Annotated in this window: 19 protein-coding genes and 5 pseudogenes; 8 read left to right on the plus strand and 16 right to left on the minus strand. The window is 56.1% G+C overall.

Annotated elements, in window-relative coordinates:
- Positions 1 to 174: 174 nt before the first annotated feature.
- The 6 genes from P9273_RS22900 to P9273_RS22925 all read right to left on the minus strand — a co-directional run bounded on the left by P9273_RS22900 (position 175) and on the right by P9273_RS22925 (position 7,167).
- Positions 175 to 1,170 carry a succinylglutamate desuccinylase/aspartoacylase family protein gene (locus tag P9273_RS22900; RefSeq protein WP_063169313.1) on the minus strand — a complete coding sequence of 332 codons (996 nt, stop codon included), beginning with the start codon at positions 1,168 to 1,170 and terminating at the stop codon, positions 175 to 177.
- Positions 1,171 to 1,489: 319 nt separating this feature from the next.
- Positions 1,490 to 1,732 carry a hypothetical protein gene (locus tag P9273_RS22905; RefSeq protein WP_127273917.1) on the minus strand — a complete coding sequence of 81 codons (243 nt, stop codon included), beginning with the start codon at positions 1,730 to 1,732 and terminating at the stop codon, positions 1,490 to 1,492.
- 24 nt (positions 1,733 to 1,756) lie between these two features.
- Positions 1,757 to 3,535 (minus strand): ABC transporter permease subunit, encoded by a 1,779-nt coding sequence (locus tag P9273_RS22910; RefSeq protein ID WP_063169314.1) that lies wholly within the window; start codon positions 3,533 to 3,535, stop codon positions 1,757 to 1,759.
- Positions 3,536 to 3,555: 20 nt separating this feature from the next.
- Complete coding sequence (locus tag P9273_RS22915; RefSeq protein ID WP_095769045.1) at positions 3,556 to 4,635, minus strand: ABC transporter ATP-binding protein; 1,080 nt, start codon at positions 4,633 to 4,635, stop codon at positions 3,556 to 3,558.
- 199 nt (positions 4,636 to 4,834) lie between these two features.
- On the minus strand, positions 4,835 to 5,941 hold the full coding sequence (locus tag P9273_RS22920) for an ABC transporter substrate-binding protein (RefSeq protein ID WP_063169315.1): 1,107 nt from the start codon (positions 5,939 to 5,941) through the stop codon (positions 4,835 to 4,837).
- Between the two features lie 62 nt (positions 5,942 to 6,003).
- Entirely contained in the window at positions 6,004 to 7,167 is a 1,164-nt protein-coding gene (locus tag P9273_RS22925; RefSeq protein WP_063169316.1) for a M20 aminoacylase family protein, read from the minus strand.
- 443 nt (positions 7,168 to 7,610) lie between these two features.
- Between P9273_RS22925 and P9273_RS22930 the strand changes: the two genes are divergently transcribed.
- Positions 7,611 to 7,781, plus strand: coding sequence for a hypothetical protein (locus P9273_RS22930; protein WP_164548526.1), 171 nt, complete (start codon positions 7,611 to 7,613; stop codon positions 7,779 to 7,781).
- Between the two features lie 85 nt (positions 7,782 to 7,866).
- A pseudogene (locus P9273_RS22935) lies at positions 7,867 to 8,498 on the plus strand (IS5 family transposase).
- A 2-nt stretch (positions 8,499 to 8,500) separates the two neighbouring features.
- On the opposite strand, the gene P9273_RS22940 reads toward P9273_RS22935, so the two are convergent.
- Positions 8,501 to 9,676 (minus strand): M24 family metallopeptidase, encoded by a 1,176-nt coding sequence (locus tag P9273_RS22940; RefSeq protein ID WP_063169317.1) that lies wholly within the window; start codon positions 9,674 to 9,676, stop codon positions 8,501 to 8,503.
- A gap of 258 nt (positions 9,677 to 9,934) precedes the next feature.
- Here P9273_RS22940 and P9273_RS22945 point away from each other — a divergent pair, with 258 nt between their 5' ends.
- The 3 genes and pseudogenes from P9273_RS22945 to P9273_RS32420 all read left to right on the plus strand — a co-directional run bounded on the left by P9273_RS22945 (position 9,935) and on the right by P9273_RS32420 (position 11,702).
- Positions 9,935 to 10,090, plus strand: coding sequence for a hypothetical protein (locus P9273_RS22945; RefSeq protein ID WP_164548527.1), 156 nt, complete (start codon positions 9,935 to 9,937; stop codon positions 10,088 to 10,090).
- Between the two features lie 276 nt (positions 10,091 to 10,366).
- Positions 10,367 to 11,358: pseudogene (locus P9273_RS22950) on the plus strand (MFS transporter).
- Positions 11,259 to 11,702, plus strand: a complete 444-nt coding sequence (locus P9273_RS32420) for an MFS transporter (protein WP_224570031.1) — start codon at positions 11,259 to 11,261, stop codon at positions 11,700 to 11,702. The pseudogene P9273_RS22950 and the gene P9273_RS32420 overlap by 100 nt, the downstream one beginning before the upstream one ends.
- An 830-nt stretch (positions 11,703 to 12,532) precedes the next feature.
- Here the strand turns inward: P9273_RS32420 and P9273_RS22955 are convergent.
- The 4 genes from P9273_RS22955 to P9273_RS22970 form a co-directional block, all read right to left on the minus strand.
- Entirely contained in the window at positions 12,533 to 14,872 is a 2,340-nt protein-coding gene (locus tag P9273_RS22955; RefSeq protein WP_063170375.1) for a penicillin acylase family protein, read from the minus strand.
- A gap of 352 nt (positions 14,873 to 15,224) precedes the next feature.
- On the minus strand, positions 15,225 to 15,986 hold the full coding sequence (locus P9273_RS22960; RefSeq protein WP_164548528.1) for an amino acid ABC transporter ATP-binding protein: 762 nt from the start codon (positions 15,984 to 15,986) through the stop codon (positions 15,225 to 15,227).
- 76 nt (positions 15,987 to 16,062) lie between these two features.
- Positions 16,063 to 17,037, minus strand: coding sequence for an amino acid ABC transporter permease (locus P9273_RS22965; RefSeq protein WP_063170377.1), 975 nt, complete (start codon positions 17,035 to 17,037; stop codon positions 16,063 to 16,065).
- Between the two features lie 60 nt (positions 17,038 to 17,097).
- Positions 17,098 to 17,940, minus strand: coding sequence for a transporter substrate-binding domain-containing protein (locus P9273_RS22970; protein ID WP_063169318.1), 843 nt, complete (start codon positions 17,938 to 17,940; stop codon positions 17,098 to 17,100).
- 449 nt (positions 17,941 to 18,389) lie between these two features.
- On the opposite strand from P9273_RS22970, the pseudogene P9273_RS22975 reads away from it, so the two are divergent.
- Positions 18,390 to 18,683: pseudogene (locus tag P9273_RS22975) on the plus strand (alanine dehydrogenase); the annotation flags it as partial.
- A 447-nt stretch (positions 18,684 to 19,130) separates the two neighbouring features.
- The gene (locus tag P9273_RS22980; protein ID WP_063169320.1) at positions 19,131 to 20,348 is read left to right on the plus strand and encodes a serine hydrolase domain-containing protein; all 1,218 of its coding nucleotides are present in this window, start codon (positions 19,131 to 19,133) and stop codon (positions 20,346 to 20,348) included.
- A 484-nt stretch (positions 20,349 to 20,832) separates the two neighbouring features.
- Here P9273_RS22980 and P9273_RS22985 read toward each other — a convergent pair.
- Together P9273_RS22985 and P9273_RS22990 are read right to left on the minus strand one after the other, a co-directional pair.
- A pseudogene (locus P9273_RS22985) lies at positions 20,833 to 21,297 on the minus strand (IS110 family transposase); the annotation flags it as partial.
- A gap of 212 nt (positions 21,298 to 21,509) precedes the next feature.
- Positions 21,510 to 23,165, minus strand: a complete 1,656-nt coding sequence (locus P9273_RS22990; RefSeq protein WP_063169321.1) for an MFS transporter — start codon at positions 23,163 to 23,165, stop codon at positions 21,510 to 21,512.
- 667 nt (positions 23,166 to 23,832) lie between these two features.
- Here P9273_RS22990 and P9273_RS32425 point away from each other — a divergent pair.
- Positions 23,833 to 24,099, plus strand: a complete 267-nt coding sequence (locus tag P9273_RS32425) for a hypothetical protein (RefSeq protein ID WP_063169322.1) — start codon at positions 23,833 to 23,835, stop codon at positions 24,097 to 24,099.
- A 214-nt stretch (positions 24,100 to 24,313) separates the two neighbouring features.
- Here the strand turns inward: P9273_RS32425 and P9273_RS23000 are convergent, their stop codons facing one another.
- From P9273_RS23000 to P9273_RS23010, 3 genes and pseudogenes are all read right to left on the minus strand, one after another.
- Positions 24,314 to 24,520, minus strand: a complete 207-nt coding sequence (locus tag P9273_RS23000) for an SDR family oxidoreductase (RefSeq protein WP_199489648.1) — start codon at positions 24,518 to 24,520, stop codon at positions 24,314 to 24,316.
- Positions 24,508 to 24,789, minus strand: a pseudogene (locus tag P9273_RS23005) (SDR family NAD(P)-dependent oxidoreductase); the annotation flags it as partial. The gene P9273_RS23000 and the pseudogene P9273_RS23005, both read right to left, overlap by 13 nt.
- 27 nt (positions 24,790 to 24,816) lie before the next feature.
- Positions 24,817 to 25,014, minus strand: coding sequence for an SDR family oxidoreductase (locus tag P9273_RS23010; protein ID WP_063169323.1), 198 nt, complete (start codon positions 25,012 to 25,014; stop codon positions 24,817 to 24,819).
- Positions 25,015 to 25,029 lie beyond the last annotated feature (15 nt).

Genomic DNA, 25,029 nt, shown 5'->3' on the forward strand with positions numbered 1-25,029 from the left:
ACCATGGTTAGTATAAACCAAGCGATCAAGGATCAAGCAATCTTTTTGGCATGATTTTGGAAGACAGGATCAGCCGCTGATCGATCCGAGGAGCTGGCCTATAAGCTCCAGTCGAGGCCAGTGCCTTCATACCGGAGTTACTACAGCTGGCCAAGGCGCGGCTAATCTGTACCTCTAGTTATGCAGCGGCCGCGCAAGGATGGCTACCCCTTCATTGCGGTCGACATGCGCGCCCGATCCTATGGCTAGGACGATTGATGGCCCAGGCGCTCGGATGTCAATGGACGGAGCGGAAACAGAATCCATAGAGTGTAGGATACCTATAAGATCTCCCGACCTCACTTCATCCAACACAGAGCAGCGAGGTTCGAAGATACCCTGCGCGGGCGATTTCAACTCGTCTGATATCAGCGTCTCAAGGGTCTGACTGGACCTTTTGTTACGGAAAGACACGTCCTCGACTTTTCCTTCGACGAGTCCAAGCATAACGAGCGCGTTGCGAACTCCAGCTTCATAAATCGCTAGAGCTTCTGCGCTAACCGTACCACCGCCGAATTCCGCGCAAACGAATACCTTCCCTAGGCTATGTGCCCAACTGTCGAACATCCCAGCCGTGTCGTCATGTTGCCAGAGCAATGTTACGGGCAGCTTAAATGCCGCTGCCATTGCGAGCGTCTTAGCCATGAGATCCGCATCAGCAATTGGATGCGTGATGACCGCCGGGGGAAAATCCCACGTTGGGCCGAAGCTGTGCAGATCGAAAACGATGTCGGCATTTGGCAACAATACGCGTGAAACCGCATCCGCGATTCGTTCCGTAACAGACCCGTCGGCACGGCCCGGAAACACGCGGTTCAGATTCAAACCATCAAGCGGAGTATTGCGGCTCCATGCTTGAACTGCCAATGGATTAAGCACTGGCAGCACGATGATCCTACCACTGGTTTGCGCTTGTGGCAGCCACTCGATAAGCCGCCGCGCGACTAATGGCCCCTCCATTTCATTGCCATGATTCCCACCGGTGATAAGAAGGCGCGGTCCATCGCCCTTATTAAGACTAAAAACCGGAAGCGAGAACTCTTCATGGTCGGCGCCTCCCGGCACAACGAGGTGTCCTCTGCTCACGCCATGCGCATCGAGATCAAACGTAAGATGTGGTGCTTCGTTCATTGCTTAACCTATTGCGGGTGATCTGGCGACTTTGACCGGGCATATGGTCTTGTACACGGCTATTTTTTTCGCCTGGAACTATGCACACGCGGTCACCACTTCGCCAATATAATGTCCGAGACGGCACCATCGCGTTTTCAGATGACCAGGGCTCGCTCTGCTGACCTGTCCCTTGGTTCGTCACCTTGATCCCGGTGCACTAAGGGAGGAGGAAGGTCAAAGTCGCGGTGGGTAGCCGATTTCAGAAATCGCGCGATCAGCCGGTTGACGTTGGCTAGCTGTTCGTTGTTCAGACGGGCGAAGGATCTGTGCGATCCGGTCAGCGCCGTTGACCTCGAATTCCATCCTGGCGCGCAGCAAGAGGATCGGCAGGTCTGAGCTTGCTGGCGAGCAAGGCCGGCCGATCCCAGACATAGTCCGAATCCTTGATCCGCATGTGCCAGATGATAATTGCAAGAGCTTTACTGGTTTCCGTTTTGGACCAGGTGGCCATTTTATCCGCCCGTTGAAGCCCCGAACAGATGCTTGTCGCCAGTCCGTAGGAATAGGTCGGACGCATCATCAGGAAGTGGATCTGCCACGCCAGTTAGGCAGCGGCTTCCTGTAATGTTCGCTGCATGCTCGGTCGAGAACGCCACCAGACGGCATAGAGGACAAGCATCCAGATTAAAGGCAGAAGCATCAAAAGAGAAGCGACTGCAGCAATCGTCGGGTCGATTTGGTGGCGGATATTCTCCAGCATCTTCAAGGGCAACGTCCGCACCGACAGACCGCCGACCAAAGACGTTATGACCGCTTCATCGAATGACTGGAGGAATGCGAACATGGCGCCGCCGATCACTCCCGGCCTGATTAACGGCAGTGTTACGCGAAAAAACGTTTGCAGTGGTCCGGCACGCATACTCTTGGCCGCCTGCTCTAACGTCCGATCGAAGTTGGCCAACGTCGCAGAAACGATCACCACCACAATTCCAACAGCGCCGATACTGTGAGCGAGGGCGATACCACCCTTTGTGCCGATTAGACCAATCTGGATGAGACCCAGATAAGTCGCGATACCGACCACGATAACTGGAAAGGTGATAGGCGTGATTATGATCATTGTCAGCACGCCGCGAAGTCTTGCGCTTATTCGGCTCAATCCGAAAGCAGCAAGTGTTCCCAATAGAGTAGAAATAACAGCTACCTCGACACCAATCTCGACGCTGGTCCAAGCTGCTCCGCTCCAAGATGCATCGCCGAAAAACGAGCGATACCATTGAAGCGACAGGCCCGAAGGCGGAAATTGCAAAAATGCCCCGGAACTGAACGACATGATGACAACGATTATCCCTGGGAATAAAAGAAAGGCCATCACCAAAACGATAAAAACGATCGCGACGACTTTAGGCCATCGCCTTTCCGCCCCAGGCACGTAGCGCCGTCCCGTCCACCGTTTGACACGATAGGGACGCAGAATTTCGCTGAAGTTTCGTTTGATAACAAGAACAATGGGTAGTCGGGACATCGAGCCCTTCGGAGCTCGAGTTTGGCTTTGCTCTTGTTTGCCGGAGAGGTCAAGCCCGACCATGGAAAGCACCACAATGGCAAACCCGAGAAGGATGAAGGACGCAGCGGCAATGCGCGGAATATCGAACGAGCTATTCACCTCGGCCGCAATGAAGGTTGAAAGCATGGCATCGCGCAATCCCCCAAGTGCCGCCGGCGTGATATAGAATCCTAGGCAGAACACAAAAACTAGGAGCGAGCCACTCCGTGCGCCTGGAATGCTAAGGGGGAGAAATACACGCCTGAAAGCGGTGAAAGGTCCCGCTCCCATACTGCGTGCAGCAGCCATCAAGGACCGATCGATCCCCATCATCGCACTAACCAAGGGAAGTATCATCATCGGCAGCATGATGTGGACCATGCCAATATAGACCGCGGTTCGGTTATAGATGAGTTGCAGAGGTCGATCGATCAATCCGACGTCCAGCAAGATGTTGTTGATGACCCCGCGATCCCCAAGAATAACAATCCATGCGTAGGTACGCGCCAGCCCACTGGTCAAATAGGGGATGATCACGAGAGCGATGAGCGTCATGCGCAGAGTCTTGGATGCCGTGACGATCAGATACGCGGTTGGATAGCCTACGATTAAGCAGATGGCAGTTGCGACCAGACTTATTTCTATCGTTTGAAAGAGCACCCGCACATTAGCTGGCTGGGCGAAAAACGCTCCGTAGTATTGGAACGAGAAATCGGGGGCATTGACACTGCTTAGGAAAAGCAAGGTTATAGGGGCACCGAAAACCACAAGCAAAAGCGCGAACGCGGGCGCGGTTAACCCAAGTGGCACCTTGGCCATTCTGCGCAAAAGCTTCATGGATATCCCTTATCAATCGCTTATGGCGAAACGAAGCGAATGTCTGACCGCAGCCACGTGAGGCAAACCTCCTCGCCTGGCTGGAAAACAGGTTGGTCTGCCGCGACATGTTCCCGGACGATGAGAACATTGTTGCCAACGCGAACATGGTATTTTCGCAGAGGGCCGGCAAAAATCATATCGTCGACCGCACCGGCAACATATTGCCGCTGGTCCGTTTGAGCCCACTCCGCAGTCTTCGGAAGTACACTGATGCGCTCTGGCCTTATCATCGCAACGGTGCCGATTTGCGGCGCGTTGCCCCCTCTGGCCAGCAACAAGGCATCCTCGAGAATGTTCGCCTCACCCAGAAATTTAGCGACAAAGCACGATGATGGCCGATCATAGAGGGCCTCTGGTGTATCGATTTGCTCGACACGTCCTGCGCGCATTACAACAATCCGGTCTGACAGAGTAAGCGCCTCCTCCTGGTCATGCGTAACGCACACCGTCGTGATACCGAACTCCTTGTGCAAGCTCTTCATCTCGATCTGCATCTGCTCACGCAGGTTACGGTCGAGTGCGCCAAGCGGTTCATCAAGTAATAGGAAGGGTGGATCGGCAATCAGCGCGCGGGCTAGCGCCACGCGCTGCTGCTGACCGCCACTCAATTGGGATGGCATGCGACCGCCGAATTCCCCTAGATGCACGCGCTCAAGCATACGGGCTACCCGAACCTTCCTCTGATCGGGAGCCATGCCCCGCATTTCGAGAGGGAATTCCAGGTTTCGAGCCACTGTGAGATGCGGGAACAGCGCATAGCTCTGGAACACAATTCCTTGATCGCGCCGGTAGGACGGGACCGAAGCCACTGAATGGCCGGCGATCATAATATCACCCGAACTCGGGGCCTCAAAGCCGGCCAAGAGCATCAGGGTAGTGGTCTTACCCGAGCCGCTCGGGCCGAGAATCGTCAAGAACTCGCCGCGACGCACGGTCAGCGACAGATCCCTGACCGCCGGAACACTCCCGTACATCTTGGTAACACTGCTGAACTGAATTTGTGGCACCGATTGGTTCACATCTGCAGCGTCAACTTCCGAACGGGGGGCGGTATTCATTGCGTGCATGTTCACTGTGGCTCCTCCACCATCGCTGGCGTGCATTAGCAGGCATTTGCCGTACCTTCTGCCGTCGTACCCGATGCCGTGAGCGGAGAGGCTAGTGGGCTACCCCGCTCCCCGTCACATTTTCAGCATCAGTTTCGACTTTAGCCCGGTATGGAGTTACCCCGACCGGACTTTCGCACTTCAACCAACCCTACTGCAGGATCCACTCATTCCACCGCTGGATAAGCATCTCAGTGTTGGAAACACCGCTGGGGCCTACCTCATTGTACCATTTGCCGTTGATGGAAACGCTGCTCTTGATGTAATCTGGGTGGGTAGGGAGCTTGCGCGCAACTTTCTCGGGAAGAAGTTTGAACGCATTGCCGTTGCTTGGTCCCTCAGGAAACAATTGGCAAAATGCTGCCTGACGTTCCGCGCGAGTGGCGAATTCGATAAACTTCTGCGCAGCCTTCGCGTTGGGTGAACCCTTTGGAATGACCCAATAATCCCACTGCAGCTTCGCCTGGTTTCGATTGATCTCCGTCGCGGCGCCCTGATCGATCAACAGTAGAGCTCTTCCGTCATACGATTGAGCGATGTCAACGACCTTATCATGCAACATCTGTTGAATCTCTGATCCGCTGCTCCACCACTTACGGATGTGCGGCTTTATTTTGTCCAAACTGGCAAACACCCGGTCGATATCCATCGGGTAGAGCTTATCGGGAGATACACCGTCCGCTAACAGGGCCTCTTCCCAGGGTCCTTCTGAACCAAACTGGCCGGACACCAAGGTGCGAACGCCGGGAAACTTATCAGCATCCCAGAATTCAGCCCAGTTTGTCGGCCGGGGTTTATCAGCTGGGAATACGTCTGTGCTATATACCATATTATATGAGTAAATCAAATTTGCCACGCCAAACGGTTGCTTGGCAAATTCATAAATTCCGTCTAGCTCTTCTTTCCTGAACAAGGAGTAATCAATTTCTTCAAGAATTCCTTTCTTAGCTGCGACCAAGCCGGACCCTTGCGTAAGCGCCCCGACATCTACCGTGACATTGCCCGATTTTACCATCAACTCGACCTGTCCCATACCCATGTCGTCGGTGATTGGGTTGACCTTGATACCGGTCTCAGCTTCAAATGGCTTAGCGTAAGCCTCAATGTTAGCCTTTCCCCAATCGCCGCCGCCTAGCACTACGTTGATCTGGTTGGGTGTTTGGGCCGCAACGCGGCCCGCAATTGAAGACAGAGCGCCAGCCGCCATGGCGGTCGATGTCGCCTGCAGCAATCGTCGGCGATTTATTTCGTATTTCATGTCGTTACCCTCTTCTTGTGATCTCAGCCTTGATTAGCCAAGGTTGTTTTGCTTGGACAATGTCATGGTGCTAGAGCAGCCTCGGCCAAGTTGACCCAGTATCCAATGCCGTATGGCAGTGCTTCATCGTTAAAGTCGTAGGTTGGATTATGGAGAGCAGCAGTCGATCCATTTCCAAGCAGTATACATGCCCCCGGCCGCGCCTCTAGCATGTACGCGAAGTCCTCTGACCCCAAACTAGGTTTGACTTTGGGGTTCACCGATGAATGGCCGACCAGAGCACGCGCCACCTCTGTTGCCCGACGCGTTTGATCGGGATGATTGACAGTGAGGGGCTCCAGGCGGCGATGCTGAAACTCGACCTTCGCCCCGGAAGCGCGTGCAATATTTTCCGCGCACGCCTCAATCTGTTTTTCAGCGAAGTCGCGCAAAATCGGTGACAGTGTCCTGACTGTTCCGGCAATCTCCGCGCGTTCGGGAATGATGTTGTAAGCTTGTCCGGCGTTCAGCTTTGTGACGGAGATCACCAGGGACTCGGTGGGGTCCGTGTTGCGTGAGACTAGTGTCTGCAAGCCTAAAATGATCTGAGCTGCAACAACGACGGGGTCAATTGTCAGATGGGGAGCGGCCGCGTGACCCCCTCTGCCTTTGACCACAATATCGAACTCGTCGAGCGCGGCAAAAATCGAACCTTCGCAAATGCCGAACGCACCAACCTCCATGCCTGGCCAATTGTGCATGCCAAAGACCTGAGATATCCCGAAACGGTCCATGATCCCCTCCTGGACCATTCTTTGGCCGCCGCGGCCATCTTCCTCGGCAGGTTGGAAGATCAGGGCAACGGACCCTTTGAAGTTCCGGGTCGCGGCGAGGTATTTCGCGGCGCCAAGGAGCATTGCAGTATGCCCGTCGTGACCACACGCGTGCATCTGTCCGGACCTTTTCGACGTCCAAGGTTTGCCTGAAGCTTCGAGTATAGGCAGAGCGTCCATGTCGGCCCGCAACCCGATAGTGGGCCCATCTCCGAGTTGACCTTGGATCAACGCAACCACGCCGGTTTCAGCTATCCTGCACTCGATGTGGTTAATCCCGAAGGAAGCCAGCTTTTCCGCCACAAATGCCGCTGTGTCATTCACCCGATAGTCAAGCTCCGGATTCTCGTGCAGGTACCGGCGCCAAGTCATCGCTTCGATCTCGATCTCCTTGAACCTGTCAACGCCAACCATAGGCACGTTCCCGCATTTGAGTAATTTGGATCAGGCGCCGGTGCGTAATTAATGATCGATGCCACCGGTGTTTTCGTCAAATGCAGTTTGGATATCGTAACCATCTAGAACCGAGATAGCCCCGCGTTCAGGCCTCGGTGTTGGCGCCGGCGACTGCGACCCGATAACAAGCCGTTTGCCCTCAAATGGATAAGCTTCGGCCTTAGAGGACCAGCTGCGAAGTGCTGGCAATCATAAACTCTGGCTCTGCTGGCAACGGCCAATGGCAAAGGTCTGAGTAGGAAGAGCTGTCACCATCGCGACACTCCTCCCCCTCCCACGACCTACTTTCCAGGACTGCATGCGCTTTGCCACTCAATCCGCAAACCGCAGACCCTAGGCGGCGTGGACAAATTCGATGTTAGCAGGGTCGCTTTCCTGCGATCGGGTTGTTAGCATTGGGAATGACACTGGAAGAAGAGAGCGAACGAGCTACGTCGATGCTGATTGGCAAGGTTGTTCGCCGTGTCATGCGCCACCGCGATGGAGAGGTGGTGATCGAGTTTGAGGATGGCAGCCGATTTTTCGCGGATAGCGACAGCCCTCTCGAACTGTCCATCACCTTGGCGGAATAGTATATCCGCCTTACGGAATTTCGGACGTCGATGCGATTGACGTAGCCCAAGAGGATTGATTCAAGGCTGCTTTTTGGAGGCAGGTTTGAGCAGGGGCGATCTCACCGAAGCAGAATGGCGTGTTCTCAAGGGCTTGCTGCCCATCGACCCTGACAAACGCGGCCGAGGTAGACCTCCCAAGCAGAATCGTTCGATCATCAACGGCATTCTCTGGCGGCTCCGCTGCGGCGCTCCATGGCGGGATGTCCCGCCCAAATACGGCAGTTGGAACACCATCTATCGTCGGTTCCGACGCTGGAGCGAGGCCGGGGTCTGGGAGACCGTGGCGGTAATGCTCGCCGAGGTCATGGCGGACAGCGGCCACTACAGCATCGACAGCACCACAGTTCGCGCCCATGTCTCGGCAGCGGGCGGAAAAGGGGGACTCGTGCACCGGACGCCTTCCTTGCGGACAAGGGCTACGATGCCGATACCATTCGCGCCGATCTCGCCGAGCGGAAGATTAAACCCGTCATACCCGGCCGATCAAACCGCCGCGTGAAGATCGAGTATGACCGGGCGCTCTACAAGCAGCGGAACCGAATCGAGCGCATGTTCGGCCACCTCAAAATCAACCGGGCCATTGCCACCCGCTACGATCAATTGGCCAATAGCTTCCTCGGAATGGTCTACCTAGCCACCGCCAGATACTGGCTCAAATTTGTCCACGCCGCCTAGCATCACGCCCGATAAAGTGTTGGCGGGATTTCGCTCAGGAGTTCCGCGCCGCGCTCTGTCACGAGCACGTGTGCGCCGGCACCAAATAGGTAGCCACTTTCGCTGCACAAAATGTTTGGCATGTGCAGGGTCATGCCAGCTCGGAGTGGTTCATTTACATCGGGCTCCAGGCTTAGGTCGCCGCGCTCAGTCCAATTGATGCCAGTTTGGTATCCTGTTCGTTGGCGGAAGACGCCCTTGCGTCCAGATCGCTTCAACACCTCGCCCCCAGCAGCGTGAACGTCCGCCGGCGTAGCACCTGGTCGAATCGAGGAGACAAGGGCCGCAATGACCTCTTCAGCCAAGCCGTGCAAAGATTCGGTTTCGGGATGTTTGCCAAGGACTGCGCATCGAACCATTCCCACTGTATACCCGTGTTTCGAAGCCCCTATCTCCAGAAAGGCAGGTTCGTTGTTGCTGAGAGGATGATGGGTCGCTGGCGCATGGGGCAACTTCACTCGCTCTCCAAACAAAATGGTACCCGGCGCAAGCCCGATATCCCCAGCGGCGTTGCTGGGGTCGTTTGTTACCGCCGCAGCTAGGGCCGCTGCCATTTCGATCTCCGTAATGCCGGGACGAAGCGATTGCTGAAAGGTTCGAATTGCCACGTCAGTGAGTCGAACAGCATCGCGCATACACGCCAACTCAAGTTCTCCTTTCACTGCTGACACTGACGAGACCAGTCGGGTGACGTCAGTAATCTTCAGATCCGGGAGCTGGTCTTGGACTGCGCGCACGTCGGCGGGCGCGAGATTCCAGCAGCCAAGCTCGAAACCGACTCGCTTATTGTCCAGTCCGAGTCGACGCAATACATCGGCGCAGACCCTGCCAAAATCAGGCTGATGTGTATAGGTTTCAATTTCCTCGATGCAGCTATATGAACGTACTGCCTGCTCGTCATATTCTCGGACAACAAATATCGGGACCCGACCCGGCATCAGAATAAGAGGGAAAGGCGCGAAATATCCACCGCTCCCATCGTAGCCGCTGAGATACTTCAAGTGGCCGTGCGCCGTTACTACGATTGCGTCCAAGCCTGCCGTAGCAACCGCATCCAGCACATTGTTTTGCCGGCGCTCATACTCTGATATCGGAAACGGTACACCAGTCAGAGGAATTGCGGAGCGTGTCGTCGCCATATCTCACCTCAATCAGTGTGTCGTGGTTTGGTTGCGCAAAACGCGCGATCGCGTCCATGTTCGAAATTGAACAAAAGCTTCGCCGGCTCATGCGGGGTGACAATCCCCTTTCCTGGCGGCTAGCGTCAAATGCTGTTTTTATATCGGCTGCATCTCGCAGCGAGATGCGCATAGTGCCTTCATCGGCCGCTCAATGCAGGCAACGCTGGTCTCCGACAGCTTTGTTCTCGCCAGAGGATCGCCGACAAAGGCGCCGAGTTGCTCGGCAAGCTCGTCAGCCTCGGCCAGAAGAACCATGCTGACGACCTTGAGCTTGGCAGCGAGTCGGCGCGCCTTCGCATTCTTGCCGGCGAAGCCGCCGACGCCGGGGGAACTGTGCCGGCGCCACGCAACAGCATGTTTGCACTGATGTAAGGCCGCTGCGACACCAGCGACGGCTCTCCGCCGCCACCTCCGCATCTCGCTACCAGATGACACTAATACAAAGACTGCATTTGGCGCATCCGACGTGTAAGAGGATCGTGTCGCGCGAAGTGGTTAAGCTTGGCGGAACCGAATCGGTCGGAGCAATGAGCAAAGCGGCGGGCGCAGATGCGGATGTAGTTTCGCCGAAGACGTTTGCGCCGCTCAGGAATACGACATTTCGCTCAATCTGGTTTAGCCTCTCAAGTCTCTTCCCTTGGCTGGCTGATGCAGACCGTTGCTATCAGCTGGCTAATGGCAACGGTTCCGACCTCCGATCTGATGGTTGCGCTCGAGCAGGCTTCGTCTAACCTGCCCGCTTTCATTTTGTCCATTTTCGCTAGGGGTTCTCGCCGACAACTTCAGCCGTCGAAGAGTCATGTTCGCCGGCCGATGCCTAATGGTAATAGCATCCGCGATGCTACGGCTTCAGTGGTGCTGGGCTTTATCGCCCCGTGGATGATCTTCGGCTTCAGCTTCTTGATCGCAAGTGGTGCCGCGCTCAACGATACCGCCTGGCAGGCTTCTGTTGGCGATATTGTGGACCGACGCGAAGTTCCCGCTGCCGTCACCCTCCTCTCCATTGGCTTCAACACTGCACGGACCGTGGGACCGGCGCTCGCGGCATCATGATTGCGTCGTTCGGACTTATGACGGCTTTCGCTATGTTTACACTCACCTATATGATCCCTTTGGTCACCATATGGCGATGCAAATGGAAGGTTCGCTCCTCACTTCTCCCACGTGAGTCAATGAGGACGGCCATCTATGACAGGCTGCGCTTCACAGCGATGTCATCGGAAATCAAGACGGCGATCGCCCGCGGAACCTTCTTTGGCCTGTCGGGCATCGCCATACTCGCACTGCTGCCATTGGTTGTCCGCGATCAGCTGGGCGAAGGACCGCTCGCCTATGGCACCATCATCGCCGGCTTCGGCACAGGCGCCGTCATGGCTGGCGTCGCCAACAGCCTATTAAGACGGAGCTTGTCAGAAGAGCAACTAATGACGCTGGCATGCGTCGCCTGTGCGGCGTGCTCCCTTTTTCTGGCACTGCCTCTTCCATTGCGAGCGGCGTCCTGTTTCCCCTTCGCGAGGGTCGCGAGGCCGAGCCCGACCCTTTGGAGGAATTCGACGCGCCGGCAGTCGCCCTCAGTCTCAAGCCGAGAAGCGGCCCCATCGTGGTCAAAGTCGAGTACCTCATACTCGTGGAAAATCTAGAAGAATTCCTCGCCATGCGCGGGTGCCGGCATGTACAGAGTCGCGTTGGTGCTCGGCACTGGACTCTCCAGCGCAACCTTCAGGAGCCTGTGCTATGGACGGAGACATTCCGTACGCCGACCTGGACCGACTACCTTCGCCTGAATCATCGCCTTACCGAGGCCGACAAGGAACTGGACGAGAGAATCATCCTCCTCCACAAAGGAAAGCATTCTCCACGAATAACATTGTCAATCGAGCGCCCCACGAGTGCTCCACGCAAGCCTGAGTCATCAACGCCTTTTTTCCCCCGCCATTCAACGAAACGGCCAGCGTGCCACCGCAGGCTGAATGAAGATACATAAGAAGGCACGTCAACTGCTAACCACATCGGGCGGGCAACAAGCATCGCCGCCTTCGGGTATATGACAGACAGAATGTAGCGGACTTGAAAAATGAAAGGCGCTCACCCACCGCCAACATTTCTCGGCTGGTTCCCGGCATTCAAGGTCCTGCGGCTATACGCGAAGGCGGCAAGCCGCGTTGAAGTCGTCGATATTCAGTCGCATCGAAGGACAATGACGTGTTGCCCTGATGCCACTCTCTGCGAGGTTAGCTTGTTTCTCGGATGAGGAGACAGACAATGGTCTGCCCCCTGAAAGGTCCTCCCTGAGGTATGTGTCCATTCTTGAACTCGGCTCGACAATGATAGCGAACCCTGTTGACCGTCGCACTGTCAGTCTCGAATCAAGTGCTCTCCTACAGCAGATGCGATTATCGCCAATGCGTACTGGTAGCGCCCGAAGCGCGCGTTATCGGCAGCCGCCGAGGGCCGTGATGCGGCCGCGATCGAGCCTTGTAGTAACAGACGCGCTCTCCGGTGGTCGGGCCAGCACCTTACCCCTCTTCCCTATGGCCCCAAGGCAGAGCAATTGCCAATGCGGGACATCCCGCTTCTAAGTCTCCTGCAACATTATTGGAGGCCGCGACGGCCCTGCTCGTGACGATCAGGGGTGGTCGCCGCACACCAGCGGGATCATTGCCCCACAAGCGCATCCAGATTCCGGCCGGGCGTTCCGCTGTCAATATCAAAGTCGGCCGGCGGGCGCTAAAGTGTCGATCCTCACCTTGCCGCCAGGTGAGTTCGACCGATATGTTCCTGCTACAATGGTAAGCGGCCTATACTGTCGCATCCTCAACAGTCAGCGGGAGACAGGACGACCCTATGTTCGAGCTCCCTCCGTATGGACTCCTCTGAATATAACAAGGGCTTGTATTCGCCCCGTTGCCAATCGTGATTGAGGTCACGATAATGACTTGAGATCGGAACACCCGACTGACCTGGATTGTTAATAAAGAGACTGTCATCCCATGACCCAACGTCCATGATTATCCGCACTGACGGTCCTTCTGAAACAGAGAATTGGCCGCTTCGGTAACTCGAAAAATTGAGCGTTGAGCTACTTCCGCCGAGGGCTATGGCGCCCAACGACCATTGTTCAGACGTCAGTGCCTGCAGAGGGTGGCGCAAATCAAGCTTATGTATACTGCCCCATGCCCATGAGGCAGAATCGTCGCCAAATCGACATATGCATTCACTCCAGGCAGAAGTTAGGGATTCCATTATGGAATGCTTCAACTTTTCACTAGGCTCTGCCTGTTCGAGCCAAGAGGCTATGGCCGAAGGCTGTAAAGGCACGAGCAGTGCCAACACTTCATCGTCAGCGCTTTCTAAGCGAGCTACTGTCGGGCCAAGGTGTTTGCTAAGCCAAATCTCAAAGAACGCGGCGGCTGGCGAACTCGCATCCAAATGCCGGTCCCAGTTAGAAAATAAGTGCAACGCAGGCATGTTTGCAACCGAACCGAGAAGAGTGTCTAGTTTCGCAAGAATACGAACTGCTATCGGCGAATACACCGAACATTGCAGCGACATGCAGTCCCGCAACGAGATCTTCTCTGATCGTGAGAGAGTTGTATGAAGGGTATCATGTCTGCTGCTGTCAGACCACTCGTAGCCAAAAGCAGGATGCGATCTACTCCATTCCTCCGGAACATTCATTGCGTTGGCAGTGGCGACAAAACCTTTGGCGGGGTTCATCTCGAACGGCCCATCGTCCGGTGACAAATACCCTTCCCATTCGAACCGACCGTCTCCTGGAACCGGAAGCAGGCCGTCCCAATTTCTTCGGACCGGAGCCGCACCTGACGGTTTCCACGCAATTACATTCGACGTGTCCGCATAGATGTGATTAACTGAAGGACAACCCCAGTTTGCTAGACTGGAGGTGTATTCTGAAAATGTCTTAGAGCGCATTACGGCCAAGCTGGCCATGTAAGGTGCCATGCCGGGATCCATCCATACGGTTCTCAGTGCGAAGGCGCGGTCTTTTTCAGCATTTTGGTTTAAAATGGGTCCATGGCGTGTGAACTGAAGCTTTACCTCCTGGTCGGTGTGGGCGCGAACTGGAATTTTCTCGTGTATAGTCTTCACCTGCTCCCAGGCCCCTTTATATAAGTATTTATTTCCCTCACTCTTGGTTTCGTAAACATAAATATCTTCTTGGTCAGCGCCGAAAATAGTCAGACCAAAGGCGGCTGTCCCGTTGTGACCCATGGAGATTCCTGGGATCATAGGCTCTCCAGCGCCAATTACATCGAGCCCGGGCATACTCAGGTGTACAAGATACCTGATGGACGGAAGGACGTGCTTGCGATGCGGGTCTAGAGCAAGGATTGGTCGCTCCGTTGTGGTTTTTGTTGCGGATATGGCCCAGTTGTTTGAGCCCTCTTGGAACACCGTCTGCATGATCTCATCACTCGGTGTTACGCGGGTCCAACGGTCAGCTTCCTGAAGACTTGCTGCAAGTCTTTCCCTCGAGAATGAGACGGGACAGATTGCCAAGCGAAAATCCTGCAGTACTCGATCTGTCATAAAGGCGAGGTCAAGGCCCTCCGCTGGTCGTGGCGCTATCGGAGGTGACAATTCTTGTCTCAACCTGTCGAGGCGGGTACCTCGTTCCACACCTGCCAATGCCATCACCCTGCAGCGCAGAAGCTCCGAAATCGCATTTCGGGTTAGTGAGTGCGTTCGCACGCGAACGACGTCTTCGGGTTTCCAATAGTCGGGAGTGTGACCGAGGAGGCCAAACTCGGGTGGCAAGGCAATCAAACCGTCATGGCAACTGTCTACGTAGGAATTGATCCCCTCGGCAAACGCTGAGCATATCTCTTCGGAATCCGGGCCGTACGCCTGCCATTCTGCACTCATGGCTCCGCGAAATAAAAAGAGACGCGCCGCCCGATCCTGCTCCAAATATCCGGGGCCAAAGTCTCGTGACAGGAGACCGAGACCTCGTTTGCGCGCAATATCAATTTGCCAGAGGCGGTCTCGAGCTGCATTCCAACCCTGCGCGAAAAATAGGTCGTGCAAGTTCTGAGCCTTGATATGAGGAACCCCCCATTTATCAATGTCGATCGTGACCTCACTCTTAAGCTTGTCGGAGCTGTGGCGGTCGAAGGTTATGTTCTTTAACATGTGTTGATCCGTTTGGTTCACCCAAAGATGGTCGGGAATCTGCCAGAGGACGACGTCTGCAGATTGTGGTCGGTTGCGGGCAGAGGGTTGAGGCCGCACTCTTGCAACCTGATCATGTGTGGCGAGCCAATCCTCAGCGCGCCTGGACGCGAACTGGCACGGTGGGCTGCGCACAAGCTCAGCGGGATCCTACTCTCGCGCTTCCGGGAACGAGGCGCTTGCCGAGAACGCTCTGATGTATGTCAGCCAATACGTACGAATACAATATCCGCACATGTTGTCTCGCTGGCCTGAGGCAACGCATTCGATACACAGTAACTCGGTCGAACGGCCTCGTTGAAGGATGGCTCCCTCAATGCGACAAGATCTGGCTGAGAAACAATTTCGTTCTTTCGTGCTGCGGGTTTCTGAAGAAGTCGTGCGGTGTACCCTCTTCGACGATCTCACCTCGATCCATGAAGATTACTCGATCGGCCACGGCGCGCGCAAAGCCCATCTCGTGGGTGACGCATACCATGGTCATGCCGTCGCGTGCGAGTCCGGTCACAGTCTCGAGCACTTCAGCGACCATCTCTGGATCGAGCGAGGAGGTCGGCTCATCGAAGAGCATGACTGCAGGCTCCATACAGAGGGACCGGGCAATTGCGACGCGCTGCTGCTGTCCCCCGGAGAGCTGAGCCGGATATTTGTTCGCCTGTTCGGGAATGCGCACGCGCTCTAGGAATTTAAGCGCGATCTTTCTAGCCTCACCCTCTGGAACGCCCTTTATCCACATCGGCGCCGCCATACAGTTCATCAGCACGGTCATGTGCGGGAAAAGATTAAAGTGCTGAAAAACCATGCCGACGCTTTTGCGAACTTCAGCTACGTTGCGCATTTTGTTATGTAACCTAATCCCAGTGACGGTAATCTCGCCATCCTGGTGCGCTTCGAGCCGATTGACGCAACGGATCAGCGTCGACTTTCCCGAGCCTGAGGGCCCACAGATGACGATACGTTCGCCCTTGCGGACGGTTAGGTTGATGTCAGTTAGTGCTCTGAAGGCACCATACCATTTGGATACATTCTTAGCTTCGATGACTTCGTCGCTCAATATTGCATCTCTCTTGTTCATTGGCGCATCTGTAAGTGCCTTGAAAATGGCCGAACCAACTTAGACGTCTTTTTTAGCTTGACCAATGAATTCACGATCATCGCTTCTTACTTCTGGCAAAATGGTCCTCGATCCGGGATTGGACCAGTTCCAGGCAGGCGGATAAAATCCAATAAATCATTGCCGCTGTTACTAGCATCTCCATAGTATGGAAGGTTGGCTGGCCGAGTGAGTGAGCTAGATACGTCAGCTCCCAAACGCCAAGAACCGAAACGAGAGAGCTGTCTTTGAGCATTGAGATGAACGTGTTTCCCATCGGGGGAATGATAACCGGAAGCGCTTGCGGCAGAATGATTCTGCGCATTGTGAGCGCAAAGCCGAAACCTAATGACCGGGATGCCTCCCACTGGCCGCGATCGATGCTGGCTATGCCCGAACGGAAGATCTCCGTCATGTAGGCACCACTGCATAGCGAAAGCGCCAACACGCCTGCAGGCACGGCATTAATAACGTAACCTACCTGGGGCAAGCCCATGTAGATCAGATAAACCTGCATGAGAAGCGGCAGACCCCGGAAGCATGAAGTGTAGAAGCTGACTATCGCGTAAGCCATGCCGTTGCTTGACAGTTTCGCAATCGCGCCGATTATTGCGATAGCCGACGCAAATAGCAGTGACATCGCTGATACGTAAACTGTAGTAACTACCCCCTGCGTAATTAGAAATGGCAGGTTTGCCCAAATAAATGGCATGCTTAAGTCAAATGCCGCGAAGAGCGAAAGGAACAGTAGCACCAACTCAAACCATACGATCCCGATTTGGATTTTGAGCGGGACAAAACCAATCAGCACGAGGTTGAGGCAGAACATTGCGGCAATTACAAAAGCGATCGCAATGCGACTGTAAAACTTCACTTGTGCGTGATCGCCAATCACGGGCCGTAGGAGTTCGCCCATCGTGGTGCCCGCTACGTTGAAGATAAGAAAAACCGCGAGCACAATTGCAAATATGCAGCCGATAAACCATGGCTTGTGGACGAGCACCTCAGATTCAACTGTATCGTGGTAAAGCATAAGCATTTTCTTCCTAAGAAGAGGCGCCCCCGGGAAGGGGACGCCCACGATTGTGTCATGTTATTTATCGACGCTGAAATCCCCCCCGAACCACTTGACCGAGAGTTTAGCAAGAGTGCCGTCATCCTTCATCTTCTTGACCGCGGCAGCGACCTTGTCGATAAACTCCTTATCGCCACGCTCGATTGTGACAGCGCCCGGGGCGTAGAATAAGGGATCGCCAATAACCTTCAATGGATAGCCAGATTTGATTGCCGCAGCCGCCGTCGTTCCTTCAGTAATGACGCCATCGAGACGAACACCATCGCCGAGGCGCAGGTCGTCAAGCGTAAGAGAGTTAGCACTTGGATAAGCCTTCACTTGGCCCGCTGTAAATTGATATTGTATTGGCTTAGCGCCGATCCATGCCGGTGTGAGCTTGTGATTGGCATACAAATCGCCAAGAGTTCCCGCTCGGACGCCGACGATCTTGCCCTCCAGGTCGGAAGGCTTCGTCGCTTTGCTATCCTTGTGAACGACAGCGACTTCGCCTTCGTAGAAGTACATGGCCGGGAAGGCGAATTTTTTGGCGCGATCGTTGGTCGGCGTCATTTGACCCATGGCCATGTCCCAACGCCCCCCCCACTGGCCTGCCTGAATGATATCCCAGCCCGGGGTCACGAATTTGATCTTCACGCCCAAGTAGTCCGCAATGCCCTTCGCGACCTCTACATCATCACCGTCGAGTTCATGTTGGTCGTTCAAGTGAGACAAGGCTCCCCAGTCGGACCCGACCGCTACCGTCAATGTCTGTGCCGCGAGCACACGATCAAGGACTTCGCCGGCGCAAGCCTTGGCTGACAAAGACATCGACGCAACCGCCATGGAGACTGCAACTACGACCGTCGTTACATGATTGTTCATCTATAGTTCCCTTTTTTCTCGTTCTTATTTTCTTGAAAGCTACCTTCGTCGCCACCGAGAGGAGTGTCTTAGCGGTGCGCCATTGCTCCCTGCTGATTGGACCCATCCCGGTCCGTCATTTAACGAACGACACCTTATCGCTCTGCATTGTTGGCATTCAGCGAAATCGAGTTCGATGATGCAGGTTTCCTGCGAACTACCCTTGGCTTTCGCCGGATCGCTCTGGCGATTTCACAAAGCACGGATACCCTGGCCTCAGAGAGGTCGGCGAACTCGCCAACTCGCTGGACTCCGAAGGCTGCAGATTGCATCGCCACAAGACGTCTTGTTTGGAAGGATCTAAACTGGACTGGCGCGTTGAATTACACCTTGCAGGGCTGACTCTGGTCACGTGGGAACTGCGGTCCAAGCCCCTCTCTCTCCCTAATCTCGACCTCCCTAATCTCGACCTCCCTAATCTCGACGACCTCTTCGCCGGCCGTGTGCGCACCCGCTACTCAACCGTCGGGGCGCTCGAGGAAGAATGCTTCTCTGCCGACATCGTGGTCGGGGCCGTGCTGATCGCCGGTGCTGCCGCGCCAAAGCTCGTCACCCGCGAAATGATGTCCGGCATGAAGAAGGGCTCGGAGCTGGTCGACGTCGCTATTGACCAGGGCGGTTGCTTCGAGACGTCGCATGCGACGACTCAAGCCGAGCCCACCTACGAAGGCGACGGCGTTATCCACTATCGCGTCGCCAACATGCAGAGTCGCCCATGCCATTTCGCGATTTCTTGCCTTGCGAGTTCGCACGTATCCCTCTGGGTCAACATCGTTGATAGACCAGAGAATTTTTGACTCATCGTAGCTCGGACAGCGGAGACGCGTTACAATTGTCAACCCGTTCGGACCCGGTTTAATCGAGATGTACTCGGCATACTGCGCATGATGGCTCATGCCTCTTGTAGCTGGAAGCGTTCGGCAAGTTAGGTCCTACTTGCCACGCGAGAGCGGGGCCGCAAGTATGCGCCGGCCGCAATACAACGCTGATTTGCTGCGTTGTCGAGGACATTTCGCATAGAATGCGCGCCTGCCGCTGCTATGATCATAACATGTTGTGATTTAGTCCAGTCCGAACTCCCGAGGTTGGGTCGCAACTCTCGATAGCCAGCTGGCGCCGGGGGCGCCTAGGCATGAAATTGGATCCCATGTATGACAGAATTCAAACAACGGCAAACCGTCGGTAACGCGTCGGAGAGCGTACTCGAATTCGACGGACAGCAATACCTGGACGGCCGTGCATCGGATCCTCGCGAATTTGGCTGGATGCGCGGTGCGCCGCCGCCGCCAGACAAGCGTGTAACATTCGAGAATGAAACTGTTTGGACCTTTCCTCAGCTTCGCTGGTCGCTATCGCATATGCGTGAGCTGCGGCCCACAGTCCAAGTGTGGCGAGGGCGGGGCGGACCGTCGCAGCTTGAGTGCAGCAACAGGTCTACCGAAATCGATGGGCTCACGTTCGTCGACATGGACGACCGCACCAACCGGTTCGAGGAGGCGCTATTCGACACCTACACCGACGGCATTTTGGTCCTGCATCGGGGGCGGATCATATACGAACGATACTTCGGCGCACTCGCGCCGCACGTACAACATTCGTGTCAGTCAATCACCAAATCGTATGCGGGCACCCTAGCCGCGGCGTTGGTGCATGAGGGCATTCTCGACGACAGGAAGACAATATCGCAGTTTGTGCCGGAATTACGAGGTACAGGGTGGGAAGATGCAACGCTCCGCCAAGTCATGGACATGCAAACTAACGTTGCTTTTACTGAAGATTACACAAGTGTAGACAAGTCATATAGATGCGAATACCTGCGTACCATACGAAAGGAAGGGGCGCACGGCAAATTTGTCTACAAAGGCGTCGATACCAATGTTATGGCTTGGGTTATGTCGCGCGCAACGGGCCGGTCGTTCGCACAACTGTTGGAGGAGCGCTTATGGTTGCCACTGGGCTGCGAAGAAGACGCCTATGTCGAGATCGACCCGACAAACGGTATGCCGAGGGCGCATAGCGGACTCAATGTGACGTTGCGCGACTTGGCGCGTTTCGGCGAGCTGATGCGATGTGAAGGCTCGTGTAATGGCAAGCAACTGGTTCCCGCGAGTGTTGTCTACGACCTTCAAGATCTCGACCACCCCGCCAAGCCGGACCTCCCATTCGGCTATACATACCGAAGCCAATGGTGGGTATCACACGACGAGCTTGATGCTATTGAAGGTCGGGGCCTTTACGGCCAGAACCTGTACATAGCGCCAAAGGCGGAGATGGTGATTGCGCGCTTCGGGTCGCACCCCGCTTGCGACCACATTGATCGGATTAGAAGGCCGCAGATGCAGGCATTGGGGAGGATGCTCCGCGCGTAACTTGATGCACTAGACGGTCACCGCGCTTGTTTAGGAATTTCCTGCAAATTCGCGGTTGAAGAACTGGGGCGCCTACGCCGAATTCCTGCGTTCGGCTAGGGGGCAATTGGCGCAAAAGGCCTGTAGACGCTGCTACGCTTATGAAGTAAATACCAGAAGCCTCGCTTCCCATATGCATAATGCAGACCGATCTGGCTCGCTTTTGCTGAGGAAACAATGATCACCGAACATTGCATATTGATTGGGGCCGTCGCGACTTTGTATTGCGAGAATGGAACCGGTGGACCTATTGTATTCTTGCATGGTGCCGCTTTCGGGCTTATCCGTCAGCTTGACCTGAAACAAAACCCAACCCAAACATCAACGAGACCCAGGATCAGACCGAAAAATGGCCGCCTTCAAATCGGAATGCTGGCCGGAATGAAATCGGAATGACTGGCCGGCTTCAAATCGGAATCGGTGGCCGGCTTCATCGGAATACGCAGGCAATGGTATCGGCATCAGTGGCAGCGCTCTTGCGCTGCTTCTGGACGGTGAGATCGGCGGTTACCTGGGAAAGCCGGGCGACCAGCGCCTTGAGCCGCTGCTGGGCCGCGCTCGGCGGCAGCGTCGGCTGCAGCCGTTTGACCTCGCTATAGCGGGCGATGACGGCGGCGTCGATCCTGTCGGTCTTCTCCAGGAAGCCCATCGCCTCGGCGAATCAGCGTACGCTCCTCGCATTGGCCATGCCGCAGGCTACTCCCAACTCCCACGACAGCAGGAAGGGAAGCCGTTCGTAGCCGCCACTGGCCTCCATGACGACGAGCTCGACACCATTGACCTAACACCAGGCAGCAAGCTCGGCTATGCCTGCCGCATCGTTGCGAAAGCGGCCCGCCGCTCCGCTCGGCACGACATGGGTATCGAGCCAGTCTTTCGAAACATCCACTCCACAGATAGTCTTGTTCACGGTAACCTGCCTTGTGCGTGCGATTGGAGCCAAGCGACTATTCGGTCGTACGTGACGAAGGCGAAGATCCCAGGCTCACCCACGGTTGTGGCCGGAGGGGTGTCGGGCGACTTCGCCTTGCTTCGAACCGGATGGCCATCCGGTTCGAGGCTCAGTCGCTTCCATCGCACAAAGTCCTCTGCGTGCAGATACAAGGGGTTAACCTCGAAGAGTCAGTGTCGGAGAAAATAACGTGCTGATTCATCGGACTTTAGGGCCGAGCTTGTTGGTCGCTCGATAAAAAGCATGATTTTAGGCGGAAGCTGTCCTGCATGCAATTTCAGCACTTGTTTACCCAATTCCTTGTCTGCTTCCGTGAGACGATGGTTCAGGCGAAGGTAGTCGGTCCAGGTCGGCGTGCGGAATGTCTCTATCCATTGCATAGGCTCCTGAAGGTTGCGCTGGAGAGTCCAATGACGAGCGCCGACGCGACTGTGCACATGCCGGCGCGCCCGCATGAGTTCCAGGAATGCTTCGCGATTTTCCTCGGGCACTAGGTACTCGACTTTGACCACGATGGGACCGCTTCTTGGCTTGAGATTGAGGGCGACTGCCGGTGCGTCGAAGTCCTCCAAAGCATCTGGATCGGATTCGCGGCGCTCGCGAAGGGGAAACAGGAGGCCCGTGGCGGCGACCAGCAGAAGGGCTCCAGCGGAGCCCTCCAGTGCCAAGGTCAGTGAATGGTTCTGGGCCACCGTGCCCCACACCCAACTGCCCGCTGCGATGCCGCCATCGATCAATGCATAGTAAATCGAGATGGTGCGCCCCACGACCCAGCGCGGGCTTGCCAGTTGCACGGTCACGCCGACCCCGGACCAGGCGGTGACCCAGCCCGCGCCACCCATGGCGAGTGCAATTGCCGCCACTGCAATCGAAGAAGTCAGCGCAAGCGAAAGGGAGCATGCCGCGCAGGCGACGCATGCGAGCGTCATCAGCCGCTCTTGTGACAAGCTCCGTCTGAACACGCTGTTCGAGATGCCGGCGAAGACGGCGCCTGTCCCGAATCCGGCCATGAGCGTGCCATAGGCGAGCGGTCCGCCTCCCAGCTGGTCGCGGACAACCAGCGGCAGCAGCGCGAGAATGGCGATGCTCGCCAGACCAAAGAGGGTTCCGCGAGTGATCGCCGTCTTAATCTCCGACGACATCGCCGTGAAGCGTAGCCCGTCATAGATCGCCGTCCTCATCGACTCACGTGGGAGAGGTGATGAGCGAACCATCCACTTGCAGCGCCATATGGTTACCAAAGGGACCAGATAGGTAAGACTGGTTACGGCGAAAGCCGTCATCAGCCCAAAAGAGGCAACTACTATGCCACCGAGCGCCGGGCCTACGGTCCGAACAGTGTTGAAGCCAACGGAGAGGAGCGTGACGGCGGCGGGAACGTCGCGTCGGTTCACCATATCGCCAACCGAGGCCTGCCAGGCTGGATCGTGGAGAGCGCCGCCGCATGCGATCAAGAAGCTGAAGCCGAGGATCATCCACGGATCGACAAAGCCCAGCACCACAAAAGCCGTCAGCATCGCAGATGCCAATACCATAAGGCACCGGCCGGCGAACATGACCCGGCGCCGGCTGAAATTATCAGCCAAGGCCCCGGCGAAGACGGATAAGATGAACGCTGGCAGGTTTGAAGAAGCCTGAACCAGCGCGACCATCAGATCGGAAGTCGAAATCGTAGCCATCAGCCAGCTGATGGCAACAGTCTGCATCAACCAGCCGAGCGAGCTGACCTGCGTGGCGAACCAGATTGAACGAAAGCTCGGATTTCTGAGGGGCGCAAATGCTCCTGGCGAATTTGGATCGGCGACTTGGTCCGCAAGACTGCTCATCAATCTAACTCTTGCCTATGAGCCAGTTTTACATTGCTCCGACAGCCAGCAGCCGCCCAACCCGTTGAAGGTCCGAATCGGCCAATGTGCGCAAATAGTTACAACGCCCGGCAGGAGATTGAACTCGCTGCCGGGCCGATGCGCCTTGGGAGGAGGCGTAGTTGGAACCTTTGTGAAGACTTGGAACCAGCCGCATCAGGCCAGCCTACACTTACAATATGAGGATCAGACCACTCCAGGATTTTAGTGCATTGAATGGGTACTCTTCCAGCAATCCTCGCCAACAAATGCAGGAGATCGGCGTCGAGCTCCTAAATCTGCATAATATCGGTGATTCGCGGGCGAGCAGTGCAGTGGGCACATTCTCCAAGCTAAACGCTGAACGGGCTTTTTGCTTCTCAAATCGCCATAACAGGGAGAGATGGGCAAATACTACTTCAATATGCTCCCAAGGACGCTGAGTTGACTGCAGCCTCAGCAGAGCTCTCCGCGTGCCTTTTTGCGGCTCCCCGCGGTGCTCGCGCCCGCCGCGCCTGCAAAGGCTTTCCTCAACAGTCGTTCAGTTCGAGCAGCCTTTGCCAACTCTGACTCAAAAGCTGCCCGACTGGATTGACGGCCTCAGCTTCTTCGGCGGGTCACTGAGGCGATCCGTCTGCTACAACCTGGTGTGGCCAAGGCGCTGTGGTTCGCGCCGACGCTGAACGCGACCGTTGCGACAATGACCGAGCAGTACGACACTGCCATATTGATCGCTGGGAAGCGCGCGAAGGGTAAATTCAACTTGCCCACCACCGCGATCAAATGTGCGCCGGGTAATGGCGCCGCTAACAGGATCGACCACCGGAACCGGTTACCGGCAGAGTCGGTCTGCATCCGGGAATTGCAGGGCCATCCTGTGTATAGGCTTAAATTGCGCTATTCTTCTCTACTGTGACAGGCGGGAGCCGCCGTCGACGGGGATCACTGCGCCCGAGACGTAGAACGCGTCGTCCGAAGCAGGAAGGCGATCACCGCCGCCTGCTCCTCCGGCGAGGAGACGCGCTCGAGCGGATTGGCGCGACCATCAGGCGTTGGTAGCTGCGTACGTGCAGCGCTCGAGTCATGTCGGTGGGGACCACGCCGGGCGCCACCGCATTCACGGTTATACCCTACAGGCCCTGCTCGCCGGCCTGCTGGAGCGTGAGATACGCGATCCCGGCCTTGGCCACCGAATAGCCTACCGTTCCGGGATAGCCCGTAAGCCCGAGGATCGAGCTGACATTAATGATCCGCCCGCCCGGCTGGCGCATCCGCGGCCGCAACTCGCGGGTCAGGCTGATGACTGCACGCAAGTTGATATCGATCAGCGGGAACAAAAGGCATCGTCAGTATCGGCGAGCGACTTCGAACCGCCAATGCCGGCATTGTTCACGAGGACGTCGAGCGTCTCGATCCTTGCGGCATCCAAGGCGGCCAGAACCCGCCCTGCGGCGTCGGGCATGGCCAGATCGCAGACGAGCGCCGTCTGGCCAAGGCCCGCAGCTGTGTCGTGCACTTTATCCAGAACATCCACTAGCAACACCCACGCCTCTTCCGAGCCAAGCCACGCCGCTGTTGCGGCACCGATCCCGCGCGCCGCGCCGGTGACGACGACAGTGTTTCTGACCGGAGCTTAGGCAAGGCTGCCTCCGTCGACCGTAAGCGCGGCGCCGATGGTGAAGCCCGCCGCATCGTCCAGCAGATAGCCGACAGCTGTCGCCACCTCGGACGGCAACCCCATTCGGCCCATCGGATGCGCAGCGATGATCTTCGTCCGGCGCTCGACCTGTGCCGCTTCTCCCCGGGCGAAGGCGACGCCGGCCTCGGCCAACGGCTGGCGATGGTT

It is taken from the genome of Mesorhizobium sp. WSM4935 (assembly GCF_029625735.1).
In the GTDB taxonomy this organism is placed as follows: Bacteria; Pseudomonadota; Alphaproteobacteria; order Rhizobiales; family Rhizobiaceae; genus Mesorhizobium.

Coding starts and splice junctions, on each gene's coding strand:
- P9273_RS22930 (WP_164548526.1), top strand. CDS start 7,611: ATGACACTGGAAGAAGAGAGCGAACGAGCTACGTCGATGCTGATTGGC.
- P9273_RS22910 (WP_063169314.1), bottom strand. CDS start 3,535: ATGAAGCTTTTGCGCAGAATGGCCAAGGTGCCACTTGGGTTAACCGCG.
- P9273_RS22905 (WP_127273917.1), bottom strand. CDS start 1,732: ATGATGCGTCCGACCTATTCCTACGGACTGGCGACAAGCATCTGTTCG.
- P9273_RS22960 (WP_164548528.1), bottom strand. CDS start 15,986: ATGAACAAGAGAGATGCAATATTGAGCGACGAAGTCATCGAAGCTAAG.
- P9273_RS22915 (WP_095769045.1), bottom strand. CDS start 4,635: ATGAATACCGCCCCCCGTTCGGAAGTTGACGCTGCAGATGTGAACCAA.
- P9273_RS22920 (WP_063169315.1), bottom strand. CDS start 5,941: ATGAAATACGAAATAAATCGCCGACGATTGCTGCAGGCGACATCGACC.
- P9273_RS22970 (WP_063169318.1), bottom strand. CDS start 17,940: ATGAACAATCATGTAACGACGGTCGTAGTTGCAGTCTCCATGGCGGTT.
- P9273_RS22955 (WP_063170375.1), bottom strand. CDS start 14,872: ATGTTAAAGAACATAACCTTCGACCGCCACAGCTCCGACAAGCTTAAG.
- P9273_RS22990 (WP_063169321.1), bottom strand. CDS start 23,165: ATGAGCAGTCTTGCGGACCAAGTCGCCGATCCAAATTCGCCAGGAGCA.
- P9273_RS22900 (WP_063169313.1), bottom strand. CDS start 1,170: ATGAACGAAGCACCACATCTTACGTTTGATCTCGATGCGCATGGCGTG.
- P9273_RS22925 (WP_063169316.1), bottom strand. CDS start 7,167: ATGGTTGGCGTTGACAGGTTCAAGGAGATCGAGATCGAAGCGATGACT.
- P9273_RS22965 (WP_063170377.1), bottom strand. CDS start 17,037: ATGCTTTACCACGATACAGTTGAATCTGAGGTGCTCGTCCACAAGCCA.
- P9273_RS22940 (WP_063169317.1), bottom strand. CDS start 9,676: ATGGCGACGACACGCTCCGCAATTCCTCTGACTGGTGTACCGTTTCCG.
- P9273_RS22980 (WP_063169320.1), top strand. CDS start 19,131: ATGACAGAATTCAAACAACGGCAAACCGTCGGTAACGCGTCGGAGAGC.